The organism is Verticiella sediminum (genome assembly GCF_007558815.1).
GTDB classification, from domain to species: domain Bacteria; phylum Pseudomonadota; class Gammaproteobacteria; order Burkholderiales; family Burkholderiaceae_B; genus Verticiella; species Verticiella sediminum.
Window position 1 is genome coordinate 436,486 of record NZ_VLTJ01000042.1, and the last position, 17,759, is coordinate 454,244.

13 protein-coding genes and 1 pseudogene are annotated in these 17,759 nt (G+C 68.6%); 5 read left to right on the forward strand and 9 right to left on the reverse strand.

The window, feature by feature from the left end; all coding sequences use genetic code 11:
- Window positions 1–98 precede the first annotated feature (98 nt).
- From FOZ76_RS26265 to FOZ76_RS26275, 3 genes are read right to left on the reverse strand one after another with little or no spacing between them, the layout of a single operon-like run.
- A complete protein-coding gene (locus FOZ76_RS26265; RefSeq protein ID WP_143951231.1) occupies window positions 99–1,547 on the reverse strand; it encodes a TolC family outer membrane protein in 1,449 nt (482 codons plus the stop codon).
- A 2-nt stretch (window positions 1,548–1,549) separates the two neighbouring features.
- On the reverse strand, window positions 1,550–2,923 hold the full coding sequence (locus tag FOZ76_RS26270) for an HlyD family type I secretion periplasmic adaptor subunit (protein ID WP_143951232.1): 1,374 nt from the start codon (window positions 2,921–2,923) through the stop codon (window positions 1,550–1,552).
- Window positions 2,924–2,962: 39 nt separating this feature from the next.
- A complete protein-coding gene (locus FOZ76_RS26275; RefSeq protein WP_143951233.1) occupies window positions 2,963–4,702 on the reverse strand; it encodes a type I secretion system permease/ATPase in 1,740 nt (579 codons plus the stop codon).
- A gap of 202 nt (window positions 4,703–4,904) precedes the next feature.
- Between FOZ76_RS26275 and FOZ76_RS26280 the strand changes: the two genes are divergently transcribed.
- Window positions 4,905–5,720, forward strand: a complete 816-nt coding sequence (locus FOZ76_RS26280; RefSeq protein ID WP_143951234.1) for a Crp/Fnr family transcriptional regulator — start codon at window positions 4,905–4,907, stop codon at window positions 5,718–5,720.
- 76 nt (window positions 5,721–5,796) lie between these two features.
- Here FOZ76_RS26280 and FOZ76_RS26285 read toward each other — a convergent pair whose 3' ends face one another.
- The 4 genes from FOZ76_RS26285 to FOZ76_RS26300 all read right to left on the reverse strand — a co-directional run bounded on the left by FOZ76_RS26285 (window position 5,797) and on the right by FOZ76_RS26300 (window position 9,671).
- Window positions 5,797–6,576, reverse strand: coding sequence for a SapC family protein (locus tag FOZ76_RS26285; RefSeq protein ID WP_170235641.1), 780 nt, complete (start codon window positions 6,574–6,576; stop codon window positions 5,797–5,799).
- 97 nt (window positions 6,577–6,673) lie between these two features.
- Window positions 6,674–7,879 (reverse strand): deoxyguanosinetriphosphate triphosphohydrolase, encoded by a 1,206-nt coding sequence (locus FOZ76_RS26290; RefSeq protein ID WP_425473351.1) that lies wholly within the window; start codon window positions 7,877–7,879, stop codon window positions 6,674–6,676.
- 86 nt (window positions 7,880–7,965) lie between these two features.
- Window positions 7,966–9,078, reverse strand: a complete 1,113-nt coding sequence (gene aroB, locus FOZ76_RS26295; protein WP_143951237.1) for a 3-dehydroquinate synthase — start codon at window positions 9,076–9,078, stop codon at window positions 7,966–7,968.
- Complete coding sequence (locus FOZ76_RS26300; protein ID WP_143951238.1) at window positions 9,066–9,671, reverse strand: shikimate kinase; 606 nt, start codon at window positions 9,669–9,671, stop codon at window positions 9,066–9,068. The genes aroB and FOZ76_RS26300 overlap by 13 nt, the downstream gene beginning before the upstream one ends.
- A gap of 137 nt (window positions 9,672–9,808) precedes the next feature.
- On the opposite strand from FOZ76_RS26300, the gene FOZ76_RS26305 reads away from it, so the two are divergent.
- A complete protein-coding gene (locus FOZ76_RS26305) occupies window positions 9,809–12,343 on the forward strand; it encodes a penicillin-binding protein 1A (RefSeq protein ID WP_143951239.1) in 2,535 nt (844 codons plus the stop codon).
- A 148-nt stretch (window positions 12,344–12,491) separates the two neighbouring features.
- On the opposite strand, the gene cyaY is transcribed toward FOZ76_RS26305, so the two are convergent.
- Window positions 12,492–12,821: an iron donor protein CyaY gene (cyaY, locus tag FOZ76_RS26310; RefSeq protein ID WP_143951240.1), complete on the reverse strand. Its 330-nt coding sequence runs from the start codon at window positions 12,819–12,821 to the stop codon at window positions 12,492–12,494.
- Window positions 12,822–12,830: 9 nt separating this feature from the next.
- Between cyaY and lptM the strand changes: the two are divergent.
- From lptM to FOZ76_RS26325, 3 genes and pseudogenes are all read left to right on the forward strand, one after another.
- A pseudogene (gene lptM / locus FOZ76_RS26315) lies at window positions 12,831–12,965 on the forward strand (LPS translocon maturation chaperone LptM); the annotation flags it as partial.
- Complete coding sequence (gene lysA, locus FOZ76_RS26320; protein ID WP_143951242.1) at window positions 12,965–14,266, forward strand: diaminopimelate decarboxylase; 1,302 nt, start codon at window positions 12,965–12,967, stop codon at window positions 14,264–14,266. The pseudogene lptM and the gene lysA, both read left to right, overlap by 1 nt.
- 234 nt (window positions 14,267–14,500) lie before the next feature.
- A complete protein-coding gene (locus FOZ76_RS26325; protein WP_143951243.1) occupies window positions 14,501–16,093 on the forward strand; it encodes a Na/Pi symporter in 1,593 nt (530 codons plus the stop codon).
- A 424-nt stretch (window positions 16,094–16,517) separates the two neighbouring features.
- Here the strand turns inward: FOZ76_RS26325 and ftsZ are convergent, their stop codons facing one another.
- Window positions 16,518–17,681 carry a cell division protein FtsZ gene (gene ftsZ, locus FOZ76_RS26330; protein ID WP_143951244.1) on the reverse strand — a complete coding sequence of 388 codons (1,164 nt, stop codon included), beginning with the start codon at window positions 17,679–17,681 and terminating at the stop codon, window positions 16,518–16,520.
- Window positions 17,682–17,759: the final 78 nt, after the last annotated feature.

Sequence of the window (17,759 nt, forward strand, 5' to 3'; positions counted from 1 at the left end):
GGCCGGATCCGCTGTGCCCTGGATGGCATCGCCGCAGATTCATACATTTGCGCGGAGCGCTGGGGGCGTTGTTCGCCGAGAGGGCAAGCGCCGGCGGCTCAGCGCCGGGTGTTGCCCTTACCGCTCGTACCCTTCGTACCGCCCGCGGCGGCCTGCGCCGTGTAGGCCGAATCCGGCCGCACCGAGCCCGGCGGCGCGAAATACTTGGCCACGGTCTCGAGGTCGTACACAGTGAGCACGCCGGCGTAGTAGCGCAGCCGCATGTAGGCGTTCAGGTAGTCGTAGCGCGCCTGGGCGAGATCGCCGCGCGCCTGGAACAAGCGCTCTTCGGCGTTCAGCACGTCCAGGTTCACCCGCATGCCGCCGGCCACGCTCTTGCGGGTGGCCTCGACCAGCAGCGTGGCCGACTCGACCGCGCTCTCCAACGCGCGGATCTTGGTCGCACCGCTCTCCACCAGCGCATACTGGCGGCGCAGCTCGACCTCGACGCCATTGCGCGTGGCGTCGAGCTCGGCCTGGGCGCGCTGGTAGTTGGCCACGGCCTGCGTCGTGCGCGCGTTGATCCCGCCGCCCGCGTACAGCGGGATGCGCACCTGCACCCCCACCATGCTTGTCCGGTTGCGCTGGTTGATCGTCGACACCGAATCGGCTTCGGAACGCTCGTGCGCGGCGATCAGGTCGAGCGTCGGGTAGTGGCCAGCGCGATTGCGCGAGACAGCCGCATCGGCGGCCTGCACGCCGTAGCGGCCGGCGATGATCTGCGCGTTGCTGGTGCGCGCGAGTTGCGCCCACTGCTCCACCCCGTCCAACTGCGCCGGCGACGGCGAGAACTTGGGCACCAGTTGATCCAGCTCGTCGACGCCGTTCAGGCGCCCGGGGCCGATCATGGCCATCAGTTCGCGCAGAGCCGAACCCAGCGCATCCTCGGCCTCAATCACCTGGGCGGCCGCGATGTCGTAGCGCGAGCGCGTCTCGATCATGTCGGTGCGCGTGCCCTCGCCCGAATTGAACATCCGGTCGTTGGACTTCATCTGCTCTTCGAGCGCGGTGTACTGGGCCTGGGCGATGCGCACCTGGTCGCGCGCCAGCAGCGTGTTCGCGTAGGTCTCGTACAGGCGCAGCATCAACTCCTGGTGCTTGCCGTCGAACTCGGCCTCGGCCTGCTGCGACACGGCCTGACCCTGCCGCAGCCCGGCCCAGCCCTGGAAGTTGACGACGGGCTGGCGCACCTCGAGGCGGCCCACGTAGCTGGGGTAGTTCGAGTTGGACGCATGCTGGCTCTCGCCGGTGTTCGGGTTGTCCACCGTCTGGTCCAGCCAGTTGCGGTTGTAGCCGTAGGTGGCGCTGGCCTGCGGCAGCAGTTGCGAGCGCGCGATGCGCTCCTCCTGCAGCCCGGCCTCGCGCGCCTGCCAGGCCGCGCGATATTCGGGATCGTATTCGCGCGCGGCCATGAACGCGTCCATCAACCCGAAGGCCTGCGCCGGGCCGGCCGCGAAAGCGAACGGCAGAGCGATGGCCAGGCCAAGAACTCGAACGCGAAATGCCATGCCTACTCCTGGACCAGTGCGGTGCCCGCGCGGTCGATGATGGGACGCAAGAGGTAGTTCAGGAAGGAGCGCTCACCCGTCTTGATCAGGACTTCGACCGGCATGCCGGGGCGCACATCGTGCGTGGTGAGCATGTCCTCGCCCTCGGGCGTGACCTGCGCCTCGATCCGGTAGTAGGCGTCGCCCGTCTTCTCTTCGGTGAGCCGGTCGGCCGAGACCACCGTGACCTCGCCCGGGATGTGCGGCGTGGTGCGCTGGTTGAAGGCCGTGAACATCATCTCCACCGGCAGGCCGGGATAGACCTTGTCGATCAGGTGCACGGGCACCTTCACTTCGACCATCAGCGGCTCGTCGGCCGGCACGATGTCCATCATGTGGGTGCCGGCCGACACCACGCCGCCGTTGGTGAAGATCGACAAGCCGACCACCACGCCGCTGGCCGGTGCGCGCACCTCGGTGTGGCGCACGGCGAAATCGGCATACTCGATGCGGCTGCGCAGCGAGAGCACCTCGCGCTGGGTGTCGGTGAGCTCGGTGCGCACTTCGCGCTGGTATTCCTGGCGGCGCAGCAGCTTGCGCTGCTGCAGTTCGGCGATCTGGCGCTGCGCCTGCACGATGCTGGAGCTGGCCTCGGCGATGTCGCCGCTGAGCTGGCTCCAGTTACGCTCGAGCTCGAGCAGGCGGTTGCGCGGCACGTAGCCTTCCTTGGCCAGATCGCGCATCCCGCCCAGTTGCTCCCTGAGGAAGCCGGACTGCTCCTTGCGCGAGGACACCACCGACTGCAGGCCGGTGATCTGCGCCTTGAGCGCGGCGATGGCTTCATCGGCGGCGCTCAGCTCGCTTTCCAGGGCCAGCCGACGCGAATCGAAGAGCTGCTGCTGCAGGGCGATGGCCTGCTGCACGCGCGCATCGGCCTGGTCCTTGAGCAGCGATTCGGGGAAGGTGATGGTCTCGGCGCCGTCGCGCTCGGCGACCAGGCGGCCCTCGACGGCCATCTGCGAGTAGTACTGGCTGCGCAGCGTCTCGGCCTCCGAGCGCGACTGCGTGACGTTCATGCGGATCAGCACGTCGCCGGCCTTGACCCGGCTGCCGTCGCGCACCAGGATCTCGTCGACCACGCCGCCCACCAGGTTCTGCACGGCCTGGCGGTTGCCCGAGACCATGACCATGCCCGGCGCGGGCACGCCGCGATCGAGCGGCGCGAACGCCGCCCACAGAAGAAAGCCGCACACGCCGAAGAGGATGATGAACCAGCCTGCCCTGCGGTACTTGCGGTCGTCGATGTTCGCGGTCGAGACGGGCGGATCCAGCACGTCCCTGCCGACCACCTCGATCTCGCCGCCTTTGTGCTTGGCCGGGGCCTTGTCGTTTGCCATATCGCTGAAGAAGAGTGACTTGGGGAAAGGCCGGAGGGATCAGGCCGGTTTCGGCCCGCCGATCGCGGCGGGGCCGCCGCCCTTGCGCTGCTGGTTGCCCTGGGCAATCGCGGCAAGCACCTGGGGGGTCGGGCCGAACATGTTGACCGTGCCGTCGCGCAGCAGCAGCAGCTTGGTGGTGGTGGCGATGATGCTGGTGCGGTGGGTGATGAGGATCACCGTCTGGCCTGATTCCTTCATGCGCCCGACGGCGTTGCGCAGCGCCTCCTCGCCCGTTTCGTCGAGGTTGGAGTTGGGCTCGTCGAGCACCACCAGGGCCGGCCGGCCGTACAAGGCCCGCGCGAGGGCGATGCGCTGGCGCTGGCCGCCCGAGAGGTTGGCCCCGCCCTCGCCGATCTGCGTGTCGTAGCCCTTGGCGAATTGAAGGATCATGTCATGCACGCCGGCCATGCGCGCAGCCTCGACCACGCGTTCCGGGTCCAGGTTGCCAAAACGCGAGATGTTCTCGCTGATGGAGCCGGCGAAGAGCTCGATGTCCTGCGGCAGGTAGCCCAGGTGCGGCCCGAGCTCGTCCTTGTTCCACTGGTAGACGTCGGCGCCGTCCAAGCGCACCTTGCCGCCGAACGATGGCCAGATGCCGACCAGCAGGCGCGCCAGGGTGGACTTGCCCGAGCCGCTGGGCCCGATCAGGCCCAGCACGTCGCCGGGTTCCAGATTGAAGTTGACATTGCGCAGCACCGGCACGCGCACGCCCGGAGGGCCCGCGGTGACGCCTTCGATGCTGAGGGCGCCGGTGGGCGGCGGCAGTGACATGCTGCTACCGCGCGGCGCGTTGTTCTCCAGCAGCTTGACCAGACGGGCGTGGGAGCTGCGTACGCCGCTCCAAGTCTTCCGACCGTTGATGAGGCCTTCCACCGGCGCCAGAGCACGCCCCATCAGGATCGATCCCGCGATCATCATGCCGGGCGTCATCTGGCCCTCGATGACAAGGAACGCACCGAAGCCAAGCGCGCCCGACTGCAGCGACAGACGCAGAAAACGTGTGACGGCGTTGATCTTGGCCGCCTTCTCGCTCGCTTCGCCCTGCAGCGCGAGGAACTTCTCGTGCATGCGGTACCAGCGCTGCTGCAGGTTGGGCAGCATGCCCATGGCCTCGATCACTTCGGCGTTGCGCAGGGTGTTGCCGGCGTAGGCCGATGCCGCCACCGCCATCGAGTTGGCCTCGGCCAGCGGCTTCTTGGTGATCGACTGGTTGATCACCGCGAGCACCACGAGCAACAGTGTACCCACCAGCGCGAACACGCCAAGCCAGACGTTGAACAGGAAAATGACGATGATATAGATCGGCGCCCACGGCGCGTCGAAAAACGCGAACAGCGTGTTGCCGGTGAAGAACTGCCGGATGTTAGTGAGGTCGTTCAGCGCCTGGCTGGCGTTGCCGTCGCCCGCCTTCAGGTTCTGCTCGAAGGCCGCGGTGTAGACCCGACGGTTGAGATGCAAATCCAGTTTGGCGCCGACGCGGATGACCACCTGGCTGCGGATGTACTCCAGTGCCGCCAGCACCAGGTACGCCCCCAGCAGGATGAGCGTGAGCATCAGCAGGGTGTAAACATTTCGGCTGCTGATCACCCGGTCGTAGAGCTGCAGCATGTACATGGCCGGCGACAGCATCAGCAGATTGATGATGGCGCTGAACACACCCACGCTGCGAAACGCCTGTTTGAAACCCAGCAGCGCCTGCACGATCTCGTCGCGTGGCGCCTTCAACTTTCCAGCCATCGAATCACCCTGGACTGCGTCCCGGGCCAGCCCCGGGTCCGCGAGATATTATCATTGAACATGTGACCAAAGTCACAGGTTGTTGATGCAACTCGTGACGGCGGTCACGAATTGCAAAGGATCTTCGATAGAATGACCCACCGGGAGCGCTCATTGCGAGTTCATCGCCGGACACAGCAAGCAAAGGACGGGCGGCGCCATCGTGGATTTTTCACCTCTTGAAGCACTGCGGCAACAGAAGCTGTTTGCAGGCCTGGATTCTGCAACACTGCAGGAACTGGTCGGGCTTACGCATTTCGAGCAGTTCGACAAGCGGTCGTACGTCATCCACAAAGGTTCGCAGGGCGACACGCTCGTCATGCTGATATCCGGCCGCCTGCAGGTGATCGCCCCGGCCGAGGACGGCCGCGAGGTCGGCCTGCATTTCGTCGAGCCCGGCGACTATCTCGGCGAGATCGCCGTGATCGACGGCGGCCCGCGCTCGGCCTCGGTCGTGGCCACCACCGCCTCGCTCGTCGCCCAGTTGCCCGGCCACGTCGCGCGGCGGCTGTTCACCCGCCAGCCCGTCGTCGCCGAGCGTATCCTGTTGCGCTTGTGCAACACGATCCGCCAATCCTCGCACATCCGCTCCGTGCTCGGCATGGCCCGCGCCTTCTCGCGCATCTATGCGGTGCTGCACAGCGCGGCGCGCACCTGGAACGAGCAGGGCCTGGTCACCATCGAGAACCTGCCCAGCCAGCAGGCCATCGCGATCACCGCCAACGTCAGCCGGGAGACGGTGTCGCGCGCCATGCAGGCCCTTTTTGCCAACAAGATCGTCGAGAAGGACAACCGGCGGCTGATCGTGCGCAACCCGGTGGCCTTGGCGCGCCTCGCACGCGGCGAGATGCAACTGCGCGTCCAGCGCAATCCGCGGCGCTCGGCCAAGCCGCAGGAGGAGCCGGGCAAGGGCGGCGCGGAATACGAGGACTCCGCGACGCATGCCCAGGGCTCGCGCCAGGCGCTCGACGCGTCTTAGCCGCGGGCAGCCTCTGGCCCACCGCTGCAAGGCCGAGGCCGAGGCCGCCAAGCATCAGGCGGCCTCGACCCCGCACTCAAAACTTCAGGTAATCGTCGCTCTCGAACAGATTCTCGGGCAGCGCGTCGAGATTGACGGGCGCCTCGCGCTGTTCGATCTGCGCGCGCCGCTGGGCCAGCGTCTCCAGGGTGGCGACATTGCGCAGCGAGAAATCGTGCGCGTAGACGAGGGGCAAGGCGCCGGCCCGGCGCAGCTCCAGGAAGGCCGCGTCCGACAAGGCAGCGTACGCCGCCTTGTCGATCTGCAGCAGACCGTTGATCTGCAGGCTGCCCTCCGGACGCTTGACGGTCAGATCCCAGGGCACCAGCACCTCGGCCTTCTGCAGCGCGGCCAGGGCACGCGCCACGACCTGCTCCTGGTCGCTGAAGGCCTGCAGGAACTGGATGGTCTTCTCCAGGCGCGGGCTGGGCTCGCCGCTCTCGAGGAACAACGGGGTGCCGACATCGCCCTCGAGCAGCGCCGGGCTCTCGCGCTCGACACCGATCACGCGCTTGTCGCCCTGCCGGATCAGCGAGAACGGCCAGGCGCGCAGCACCGCCGGCACATAGCCGCCGATCCACTTGCCGTCGGGATCGACGAACAGGTTGTCCTCGCCCAGGCCGAGCAGGCAGACCATATGGGTCTGGTCCTGTTCCTTGTTGTGGGTGAAGGCGATCGGCATGTATTTCGCAACTTCGGCAAGCTCGGGTACGACCAGGCCGGCCAGCATGCGCTTGGCCGCGAAGGCATACGGCTGGTCGGGCGCCTTGAGCCGCAGATTCTTGTGCTCTTGCCGGGAAAGTACCTGTATCGCCATGACTCCTGGGTCCATTCAAAGAGGTAAATGAAGCAGCATACCGCACGGCCTTGTGGGGCCCGTGCCAGTCACCCTGCAATTCCGATGCCCACGGGATTCAGTCCGTATGCTGCGTGCGCATGTCGAAGAGCCGGGCATGTTCGCGGATCGCGTAGCGGTCGGTCATGCCGGCGATGTAGTCGGCGATCGCGCGCGCCTGGGCCGTGCGGCCGGCCTGGGCGGCACGGCGCTGGAACTGCGGCGGCAGCAGCCGCGGCTCGTCCAGAAAGGCCGTGAACAGCTCGGAGATGATGCGGCGCGCCTTGGCGCTCATGCGCATCACCTGGTAGTGGCGGTAGAGGTTGTCGCGCAGGAAGGCCTTGAGTTGATCGGCCTCGCGCCGCATCGGGTCGCTGAAGGCCGCCAGCCGGGGCGCGCGGCGCACGGCGTCGGGCGAATCCGGCTGCGCGGCCGCGATGTTGGCGGCGGTGGTCGTGGTCAAGTCGACGATCAGCGTGTTGATCATGCGCCGCACAGTCTCCGTGACGACGCGCCGCTCGGCCAGCGCGGGATACGCCTGCGCCACGGCGGCGCGGTGCCGGGCGAAGATCGCGACCTCCTCGAGCTGGGCCAGGGTGATGAGGCCGGAGCGCAGGCCATCGTCGATGTCGTGGTTGTTGTAGGCGATCTCGTCGGCGAGGTTCGTCACCTGCGCCTCCAGCGTCGGCTGGGTGCCCTGCAGGAAGCGGCGGCCGATCTCGCCCAGGCCGGCCGCGCGCTCGCGCGAGCAATGCTTGAGGATGCCTTCGCGCGTCTCGAAGCACAGGTTCAGGCCATCGAACTCGGCGTAGCGCTCTTCGAGCTCGTCGACCACGCGCAGGCTCTGCAGGTTGTGCTCGAAGCCGCCGCTTTGCGGCGCGTGTTCGCGCAGGCAGGCGTTGAGCGCGTCCTGGCCGGCGTGCCCGAACGGCGTGTGACCCAGGTCGTGCGCGAGCGAGATCGCCTCGATCAGGTCCTCGTTCAGGCGCAGACTGCGTGCGATCGAACGGGAGATCTGCGCGACCTCCAGGCTGTGCGTCAGGCGCGTGCGAAAGAGATCGCCCTCGTGGTTGACGAAGACCTGGGTCTTGTATTCGAGCCGCCGGAACGCGTTGGCGTGGACGATGCGGTCGCGGTCGCGCTGGAACTCCGAACGCCCCGCCGGCGGCGGTTCGGCGTAGCACCGCGTCGCCGGCCGGCTCTCGCGTGCGGCATACGGCGCCAGCATCTCAGTTCTCCCATGGCGTTGCCGCCATCCACGACGCTTGAAAGCACGCAACCCCATCCGGGGCACAGCGGGTCCGGCTTTGCCGGCCCGCCAGTGCCGCCCCCTGGGGGACGCGCGCCAGCGCGTAGGGAGGAGCCTTCACTCTAGCCATGCGCGGCGACCGCCTCGGCCAGATCGACCTTGCCGCAGGTGGCGGCCAGCACCTCGCGCACCGCGGCCTCGGGCGCGGGCCCCGTATGCGACTTGCCGATGGCCGAGAGCAATACGAAGCGGATCTGGCCCCCTTCGGTTTTCTTGTCCACCTGCATCAGCGAAAGCCAGCGCTCGGCGCCCAGGTCGGGCGCCAGCTCCGGGCAGCCGATCGCGCGCACCAGGGCGCGCACGCGCTCGACGTCCGCGCGCGGCAGCCCCGCGACCCGGGCCGACAGCTCGGCCGCCTGGATCATGCCGCAGCCGACCGCCTCGCCATGCAGCCAGGCGCCATAGCCCAGCCCGGCCTCGATGGCGTGGCCGAACGTGTGGCCGAAGTTGAGCAGCGCCCGCTCGCCCGACTCGCGCTCATCGCGGCCCACGACTTCCGCCTTGAGCTGGCACGAGCGCGCGATGGCGTGGGCGATGGCGGCCGGCTCCAGCGCGCCCAGCGCGTCGGCATGGGCCTCGCACCAGGCGAAGAAGTCGGCGTCCAGGATCATGCCGTACTTGATCACTTCGGCCAGCCCGGCAGCCACCTCGCGCCTGGGCAGCGTGCGCAGCACGTCGGTATCGATTTCCACGCCCACCGGCTGGTAGAAGGCGCCGACCATGTTCTTGCCGAGCGGATGGTTGACCGCGGTCTTGCCGCCCACCGAGGAATCCACCTGCGCGAGCAGCGTGGTCGGCACCTGCAGAAAGCGCACCCCTCGCATGTAGACGGCCGCGGCAAAGCCCACCATGTCGCCGATCACCCCGCCGCCGAGCGCCACCAAGAGGCAACGCCGGTCGAGGCGGTTCTCGAGCAGGGCATCGAAGATGAGGTTCAGCGTGGACCAGTCCTTGTGCGCCTCGCCGTCGGGCAGTTCGATGCGCAGCACGCGCTTGCCGCTGGCGGCCAGCGCCCGCGCCACGCGCTCGCCGTACAAGCCGCCGACCACCGGGTTGGTGACCAGGGCGATGGCAGTGACGTCGGCGGGCACCGAGGCGGTGAGCGCGTCGAGCCGGCCGGGGCCGATATGGATGGGATAGGACCCGCCCGGGGTCTGTACGGCTACTTCCTGCATAGCAACTCCGGTTCGCGCGCATAGGTGCGCAGCATCGGGACGATACGGTTGACGAGGTGCGGCACCGACACCCGGCCGGTATCGACCGTGAGATGGGCCACCTCGCGATACAGCGGGTCGCGCACGGCGTGCAGCCCCTGCAGGGCGGCCATCGGGTCGGCCGTCTGCAGCAGGGGACGGTTGCGGTCGTGCCGCGTGCGCGCATACAGATCGGCGACGCGGGCGCGCAGATAGACCACCAGCCCGCGCTCGTGCAGCAGCCGGCGGTTGTCCGGCGACAACACCGCGCCGCCGCCGGTGGCGAGCACGATGCCGCGGCGGCGAGTACACTCTTCCAGCACGGAAGATTCGCGCTGGCGGAACCCCGCCTCTCCCTCCAGGTCGAAGATCACGGGCACACGCACGCCGCAACGGCGCTCCAGTTCGTGATCCAGGTCCACGAACTCGTTCGACAGCAACCTTGCCAGATGGCGGCCGATGGTCGTCTTGCCGGCGCCCGGCATGCCGACCAGAAAGATGGAAAGCGGCGCGTCGCGGCCCTCTTCCTCGGGTGGATCGGCACTGGCGGCCGCCTCCGAAAGCGTGTTCACCATGATGAAAGTCGACTGTAGGTTGTCGCATTATCCCACTCGCGCGCGCCTGTGCCCAAAAAGCCACACGCCGGGTTTTGGTTACAAAATGCCCTACCCCGCCGGCTACCCCCTTTTTCACGCATCTTAAAATCCCGGGCATGGCGAAAGACACCCCCACTCCCAAGAAGAAACCCGGCACGAAGGCCGAGCCCGCGCGGCGCGGCCCGATGCGCTGGGCTGCCGCCGCCGCGAGCCTGTTCGTCGGGATCGCGCTGTGCGGCGTGCTGCTCGTCGGCATGGCGCTGTCGCTGGCATGGCCGAACCTGCCGGATCTGCACGCGCTGATCGACTACCGGCCCAAAGTCCCGCTGCGGGTCTATACCTCCGACAACGTGCTGATCGGCGAATTCGGCGAGGAGCGCCGCCGCGTGGTGCCGATCAACGAAGTGCCCGACGTGCTCAAGGCGGCCATTCTCTCGGCCGAGGACGACCGTTTCTACCAGCATGGCGGCATCGACTGGACCGGCGTGGCGCGAGCCGCCTATACCAACGTCATCGAGATGAGCAAGGCGCAGGGCGCGAGCACCATCACCATGCAGGTGGCGCGCAACTTCTACCTCACCTCGGAGAAGACCTGGACCCGCAAGTTCTACGAACTGCTGCTCACCTTCAAGATCGAGGCCAACCTCACCAAGGACCAGATCCTCGAGCTCTACATCAACCAGATCTACCTGGGCCATCGCGCCTACGGCTTCGAGGCCGCGGCGCGCGCCTACCTGGGCAAGTCGCTCAACGAGATCACCGCGGCCGAGGCGGCCATGCTCGCCGGCATCCCGAAGGCGCCGTCGCGCTTCAACCCGATCAGCAACCTGCCGCGCGCCACGGTGCGCCAGCACTACGTGCTCAGCCGCATGCTCACCCTGGGCTACCTGACGCGCCCGGAGTACGAAACGGCGATGGAGCAGAAGATCATCGTGCGCCCGCAGTCGCTCGAGCAAGGGCCGAACCTGCGCGAGCACGGCCAGTACGTAGCCGAGCTCGCCCGCCAGCTCGTCTACGACATCTACAAGGAAGACACCTACACGCGTGGCCTTAACGTCTACACCACCGTGAGTTCGAGCGAGCAGGCGCTGGCCTCCAAGGCGCTGCGCCAGGGCGTGCTCGACTACGACCGGCGCCGCGGCTACCGCGGCCCCGAAGGCTTCGTCGACCTGCCGGCCGGCATCGAGGACGACACCGAGTCCTTCGACGACACCATCGACGATGCCCTGGCCGGCCACACCGACAGCGACGGCCTGCTCGCGGCCGTGGTGCTTTCGGCGTCCGCCGACAAGGTCGTGGTCGCGCGCAGCTCGGGCGAACGCATCGAAGTCACCGGCAAGCAGCTCGCCTTCGTCAAGGCCTCGCTTTCGCCCAAGGCGCAGCCGGCCCGGCAGATCCGGCGCGGCGCCATCGTGCGCGTGCGGCGCGTCAATGACGACACCTGGGAGCTGGCCCAGATGCCCGAGGTGCAGGGTGCTTTCGTGGCGGTCGACCCGCAGGACGGCGCGATCCGTTCGATGGCCGGCGGCTTCGACTTCGGCCACGGCAAGTTCAACCGGGTCACGCAGGCCTGGCGCCAGCCCGGCTCGAGCTTCAAGCCCTTCATCTACGCAGCCGCGCTCGAGCGCGGCCTGACCCCGACCACCCGCGTCTCCGACCAGCCTTTCGTGCTCGAAGCGGCGCAGACCGGCGGCCAGCGCTGGGCGCCCAAGAACTACGGCAACGCCTATGAATACGCACTGAGCATGCGCGACGGCCTGGCCAAGTCGAAGAACATGGTGTCGATCCGCATCCTGCAGGCCATCGGCCCGCAGTACGCGCAGGACTACATCACGCGCTTCGGCTTCGAGGCCCAGCGCCATCCGGCCTACCTGACCATGGCCCTGGGCGCGGGCGCCGTCACGCCGCTGCAGCTCGCCGGCGCCTACTCGGTGTTCGCTAACGGCGGCTACCGCGTCGCGCCCTACCTCATCAACCGCGTGACCAACAACGACGGCAAGCTGCTCATGGAAGCCAAGCCCACGCTGGCCGGCGACGAATCCGCCCGCGCCATCGATGCGCGCACGGCCTTCGTGATGGACACCATGCTGCGCAACAACGTGCGCGCCGGCACCGCCCGCCGCGCCACCGAGCTCAAGCGCAGCGACATCGGCGGCAAGACCGGCACCACCAACGACTCGGTCGATGCCTGGTTCGCCGGCTACACCCCCGGCCTGGTGGGCATCGCCTGGCTCGGCTACGATCAGCCGCGCTCGCTGGGCGATCGCGAGACCGGCGGCGGCGCAGCCCTGCCGATCTGGCTGAACTACATGCGCACGGCGCTCAAGAGCGTGCCGGAGAAGACCCTGCCGCAGCCTCCCGGCCTGATCGCCGAGAACGGCACGTATTACTTCTCCGAGTTTCCCCCCCGCCAGGCGGTGGCCAGCGTGGGCCTGAACGAAGACCCGCTGCGCGACCTGATCGACAGCCTGGGCGGCAGCGCGGGCGGCGACGATCCGATCGCCCAGTTCGGCGGCCAGCAGCCCGGCCAGTCCGGCTTCAGCGTCCAGCCGGGCGCACCGGCGGCCGCAGGGCGTACGAGCACCTCGAGCGCGGCCCGGGCGCAGGGCAGCGGCGGCTCGTGGCCCTGGGGAGACCAGATCCTGCACTGAACGGCAACGCAGGCGCAACAACGGCGGGCACGAGCCCGCCGTTGTTCTTTGCACGCACGTCCGCCACGGCGGCGGTAGGCTCAGGCAAGCACCGGGCCGTCCCGAGTTTCCTCGACCCCCTTGGGGTGCGGCCCTGGCTTGGGGACGCTCAGAGCGTGACGCGAAGCTCGCGCCCGGCCGCCGCCGAGCAGATCTGCGAGAGCGCCTCGGCCAGGTCCGGCCCGCCGCGGGTATCGCGCCAGACCCCGTCGACCAGGCGATAGTGGAACCCGCCGCTGGGCGCCGCCACCCACATCTCCTGCATCGGCGCCTGGCTGTTCACCACCACCCGTACGCCGGAATCAAAGACGAGCGTAAGCACGCCGCCGTTGCGCTCGGCCTCCACGTCCACGTCGAGTTCGTCGTACCATTGGTCGGCCTGTTTGGCGACCGCCGCCAGGATGCGGTCGGCCCAAGCCAGAAATTCACTTTCATTCATAATTTCGCCATGCCTAAGTCAATCACGAGCGTCCGGCGCATTGTAGCGGCGCTGGCTGCCTGCGCCGCGCTCGCAGGCTGCGGCCAGAAGGGCCCGCTGTATCTGCCGCCACCTCCCCAACCCGCCTCCGAAACCTCCGCACCATGACCAACGCTGTTTCCGCCACGCCTGCCGGCGCCCCCTGGTTCTCGTATCGCCAGGGCGTGCTTCATGCCGGAGACGTGGCCCTGCCCAAGCTCGCCGAGGCGCTGGGCACCCCGCTGTACGTGTACTCGCGCGCCGCGCTGCGCGCCGCCTGGCAAGGCTACCAGCGCGCCCTCGAAGGACGCAACGCGCTCGTGTGCTATGGCATGAAGGCCAACTCCAACCTCGCCGTGCTGAAGGAATTCGCGCGCCTGGGCGCGGGCTTCGACATTGTCTCGGGCGGCGAACTCGCCCGCGTGCTGGCCGTGGGCGCAGACCCCGGCAAAGTCGTGTTCTCCGGCGTCGGCAAGCAGGCCTGGGAAATGCGCGCCGCGCTCGAAGCCGGCGTGCTGTGCTTCAACGTCGAATCGCAGGCCGAGCTGCGCCGGCTGTCGGAGGTGGCGGTCGAGCTGGGGCGTACCGCGCCGGTGTCGCTGCGCGTGAACCCGGACGTCGACCCCAAGACCCACCCCTACATCTCGACCGGGCTCAAGGAGAACAAGTTCGGCATCGCGATCGCCGACGCCCCCGAGGCCTATCGCCTGGCCAGGAGCCTGCCCGGCCTCGCCGTCGTCGGCGTGGACTGCCACATCGGCTCGCAGATCACCGAGATCTCGCCCTACCTCGACGCGCTCGACAAGGTGCTCGATCTGGTCGAGCACCTGGCTGCCGACGGCATCGAGATCCGCCACCTGGACCTGGGCGGCGGCCTGGGCATCCGCTACTCGGACGAGATTCCGCTCGCCCCCGCGGACCTGCTGGAGGCCGTGCACGAGCGCATCCGCGCCCGCGGCATCGACCCCAACGCGCGCCGCATCATCCTCGAACCGGGCCGCTCGCTGGTCGGCAACGCCGGCATCCTGCTCACCCGCGTCGAATACCTGAAGGCGGCGGAGGCGGGGCGCTTCGCCATCGTCGACGCGGCCATGAACGACCTCCTGCGTCCCACCCTGTACGAAGCCTGGCACGGCGTGCTGCCGGTCGTGCCGCGCGAGGGCGAGGCCCCGACCTACGACATCGTCGGCCCGATCTGCGAAAGCGGCGACTGGTTGGCCCGCGGCCGCCCGCTCTCCCTCGAACAGGGCGACCTGCTCGCCGTCGAGAGCGCCGGCGCCTACGCCATGGTGATGGCAAGCCAGTACAACACCCGCCCGCGTGCGGCCGAAGTAATGGTCGACGGTGAGCGCTGGTATGTCGTGCGCGAACGCGAAACCGTGGCGGCGCTGATGGCCGGGGAATCGGTATTGCCCGACCGCCGCTGAGGCAGGCAGGCCTGCCGGCGGGCCCTGCGAACGACATCCGGGCGCAGCCCCGGCTGACACACGGCCGTCATCATGGCCAGGTAGGCTGGTGCGCCTTTTGCCGTTGCACGTTCTCGCTCAGCAGATGCCCTGTCGATCACGCACCCGCCCGTTACCAGCCCTCGCTCGGCCCAAGAGGCGTAGCGCCACCCTCATCGGCCCGATGCGCCGGGAAGGCCCCGCGAGTCCGCACGCATGATCGTCCTCGCCGAACTGCTGGCCGGCCTGGGGCTGCTCTTCGTCGGCCTGCGCCTGATCAGTCATCACCTGCAGCAGACCACCGGCCGGCGCATGCGTCGGCTGCTGCAATCGGCCACGCGCTCGGCCTGGCTGGGCTTTGCCGCAGGCACGGGCGTGGGGGCGGCGACCCAATCGAGCAACGCGGTCACTCTGATCGCCGGCAACCTGGTGCGCAGCGGCACGCTCACCGTGCGCGACGCCGTGCCGGTGGTGGCCGGCGCCAACGTGGGCACGGCCGCCCTGGTGTTCCTGGCCTCGGTCGACCTGCACCTGATCGTGCTGTACCTGGTCGCGCTGATCGGCCTGGGCTACCAGTTGCGCTTCGACCGGCATCCCTCGCGGCGCGACTGGATCGGCGCCGGCCTCGGCCTCGCGCTGCTGTTCCTCGGCCTGGACTTCATCAAATCCGCGCCTCACCGGCTCGACCCGGTGCTGCTCGGCGCCCTGCTGCAGGGCATGCCGCCCCTGCTCGCCTTCGTCGTCGGGCTGGCCGTCGCAACCGTCACCCAATCGGCCTCCACCGCCACCATCCTGGCCGTGGCGGCGATGCAGGCCGGCTTCGTGGGGCTGAACGACGGGATCTGGCTGGTGCTCGGCGCCAACATCGGCAGCGGTGCGGCGGTGATGATCGCGGGCAGCGGCCTCACCGGCAGCGGGCGCCAGCTATGCCTGACGCAGGTGGCGATCAAGATCGCCGGCAGCGCGCTGGTCGCGCTGGGCTGGCTGGCAGCCTGGCTGGCGCTGCCCCAGCCGCCAGATGCCTGGCTGGCCGCGCACATCGGCGCCAATCCCGCGCCGGCGCTGTCCATCCTGTTCCTGCTGCTGCAGTTGTCGGGCGGCCTGGCGGTGACGGCCGCGCGTGGCCCCGTACAACGACGGTTGGAACGGTTGAGCCCGCCGACCACGGAAGAACGCGAATCCCGCCCGCGTTACATCGACGAACACGCGATGGACGATCCGCTCACCGCCGTCGAACTGGCGACGCTGGAACGCGACCGGCTGATCCGGTTGCTGCCGCAGTTGCTGCCGGACCTGGACCATGCCGGCTACGCGCCGGCGGCGCGCCGCGCGCAACAGCACGGCAATACCACCGTCGCGGTGGAAACGGAGGCCTTCGTGGTCGAGCTGATCGACCGGCACCTGCAGCACGACGACCTGCACGCCGCCCTGCACCTGCAGAATTCCCTGGCTACCCTGCAATCGCTGCAACAGACGCTGTTCGCCTTTGCCGAAGCGGTCGATGCCTTTGCCGGGCCTCGTCCGGCCCTGGTATTCACCTTGTCGGAATCGCTGCGCACCCTGACCCTGCTGCTTACCGACGCGGTGGAGGCGTCGCCCGCGGACGCCGCGGATTTCGCCCTGCTCGCCCAGCTCACCGGCGACCGCGGCGACATGCTGGAACGCCTGCGCCGCGACCTCGCCGCGTCGCGCCACGACGCCGAACTGATCCGCCGCGTGCTGGCCGTGGCGGGGCTGTTCGAGCGCGCCGTCTGGCTGCTGGGACGGCTGGCGGCGGCGGTAGGACCGGATACGCGCGCCGCCGCCTGAACCGCGATACGCCCTCGCGCCCCAGGGGCATATCGCGTCTCGCCTCGCACCGGCTCGATCCGGCTCTGCCGCGCCTGGCGCGGCACCCTCACAGCCAACTCGAAATGGAACGCCTGAAGTAGCGGCTCGGGGTCGATAGCCGCGAGATTCCCTATCGCAGCAACGCCCAGGCTCTCACCGACGTCATCGCCGGCACGGTGTCGACGGACGCCGTGAGCAAGCTCGGCTTCGAGATCTCGCCGAGCCCGCCGGACGAATTCGCCCGGCGGATGCGCGAGGAAGCCGATCGGACCGCTGCCGCCAAAAAGCGTTGAGCCCTGCAAGCCCCCGGGGAGCCGGCGCATACGGCCGCCGGCTCCAGGATGGGTTTGCAGGGCTCGGCCTCGCCCGAAGACGGCGAGGCGGTCCGGACTCCCGACCGGGATCAGTCCGCCTGGCGGCGCAGGAACGCCGGGATGTCCAGGTGGTCCATGCCCGAGCTTTCCATGGCCTGCACGCGACGCGAGGCTTCGCGGCCGCGGAACACGGCGGGCGTGTCGTAGTCGTGGTAGTTGGGGCCACCCACGGTGCCGGCGATCGGGGCGTTGTCGGTGCCGGTGCGCAGGGCCTGCACGATCTGCGGCTTGGCGCGGTTGCGGCCCAGGCCGGTGGCGACCACGGTCACGCGCAGCTCGTCGCCCATACCTTCGTCGTAGGCCTGGCCGAACACCACGGTGGCGTCCTCGGCGCGATAGTTCTCGATGATCTGCATGATCTCGTTGACTTCGCGGCGCTTGAGCGAGCGGCCGGCGGTGATGTTGACCAGCACGCCGCGCGCGCCGTTCAGGTCCACGCCTTCCAGCAGCGGGCATGCGATGGCCTTCTCGGCGGCCACGCGAGCGCGGTCTTCGCCGCTCGCCACGGCCGTGCCCATCATGGCCTGGCCCGGCTCGCTCATGATGGTGGTGAGATCCTGGAAGTCGACGTTGATGTTGCCCTTGACGTTGATGATCTCGGCGATGCCGGCGCAGGCGCTGTTCAGTACGTCGTCGGCCATGCGGAAGCAGTCCTCGAACGAGGCGTCCTCGTCCATGACTTCCTGCAGCTTCTCGTTGAGCACGACGATGAGCGAATGCACGTGCTGTGACAGCTCGCGGATGCCCTCGTCGGCCACCGCCATGCGCTTGCTGCCTTCGAACGCGAAGGGCTTGGTGACCACGCCCACCGTCAGGATGCCGAGTTCCTTGGCCACTTCGGCGATGATCGGGCCCGCGCCCGTGCCCGTGCCGCCGCCCATGCCGGCGGTGAGGAACACCATATTGGCGCCTTGCAGCGCTTCGCGGATGTCCTCGCGCGCCGTTTCGGCCGCGGCGCGCCCCTGCTCGGGCTTGGCGCCGGCGCCCAGGCCGGTGCGGCCCAGACGGATCTGCACCGGCGCGCCGGTGTCGGCCAGGGCCTGGGAATCGGTGTTGGCGCAGATGAATTCCACGCCCTGCACATTGCGCCGGATCATGTGCGCGACGGCGTTGCCGCCCGCGCCGCCGACGCCAACGACTTTGATCACAGCCCCGTTGTGATCGCTGTCGAGCATTTTGATGTCGATACTCATCGTGTTCTCCTGGAGAGCCATGTCGACGGTCGGAACTGGAAAGCGAAATGGGAAGCACAATCCACCAGCAGGTGAGCC

Coding starts and splice junctions, on each gene's coding strand:
- FOZ76_RS26265 (WP_143951231.1), bottom strand. CDS start 1,547: ATGGCATTTCGCGTTCGAGTTCTTGGCCTGGCCATCGCTCTGCCGTTC.
- FOZ76_RS26270 (WP_143951232.1), bottom strand. CDS start 2,923: ATGGCAAACGACAAGGCCCCGGCCAAGCACAAAGGCGGCGAGATCGAG.
- FOZ76_RS26275 (WP_143951233.1), bottom strand. CDS start 4,702: ATGGCTGGAAAGTTGAAGGCGCCACGCGACGAGATCGTGCAGGCGCTG.
- FOZ76_RS26285 (WP_170235641.1), bottom strand. CDS start 6,576: ATGGCGATACAGGTACTTTCCCGGCAAGAGCACAAGAATCTGCGGCTC.
- FOZ76_RS26290 (WP_425473351.1), bottom strand. CDS start 7,879: ATGGGGTTGCGTGCTTTCAAGCGTCGTGGATGGCGGCAACGCCATGGG.
- aroB (WP_143951237.1), bottom strand. CDS start 9,078: ATGCAGGAAGTAGCCGTACAGACCCCGGGCGGGTCCTATCCCATCCAT.
- FOZ76_RS26300 (WP_143951238.1), bottom strand. CDS start 9,671: ATGGTGAACACGCTTTCGGAGGCGGCCGCCAGTGCCGATCCACCCGAG.
- FOZ76_RS26305 (WP_143951239.1), top strand. CDS start 9,809: ATGGCGAAAGACACCCCCACTCCCAAGAAGAAACCCGGCACGAAGGCC.
- cyaY (WP_143951240.1), bottom strand. CDS start 12,821: ATGAATGAAAGTGAATTTCTGGCTTGGGCCGACCGCATCCTGGCGGCG.
- lysA (WP_143951242.1), top strand. CDS start 12,965: ATGACCAACGCTGTTTCCGCCACGCCTGCCGGCGCCCCCTGGTTCTCG.
- FOZ76_RS26325 (WP_143951243.1), top strand. CDS start 14,501: ATGATCGTCCTCGCCGAACTGCTGGCCGGCCTGGGGCTGCTCTTCGTC.
- ftsZ (WP_143951244.1), bottom strand. CDS start 17,681: ATGAGTATCGACATCAAAATGCTCGACAGCGATCACAACGGGGCTGTG.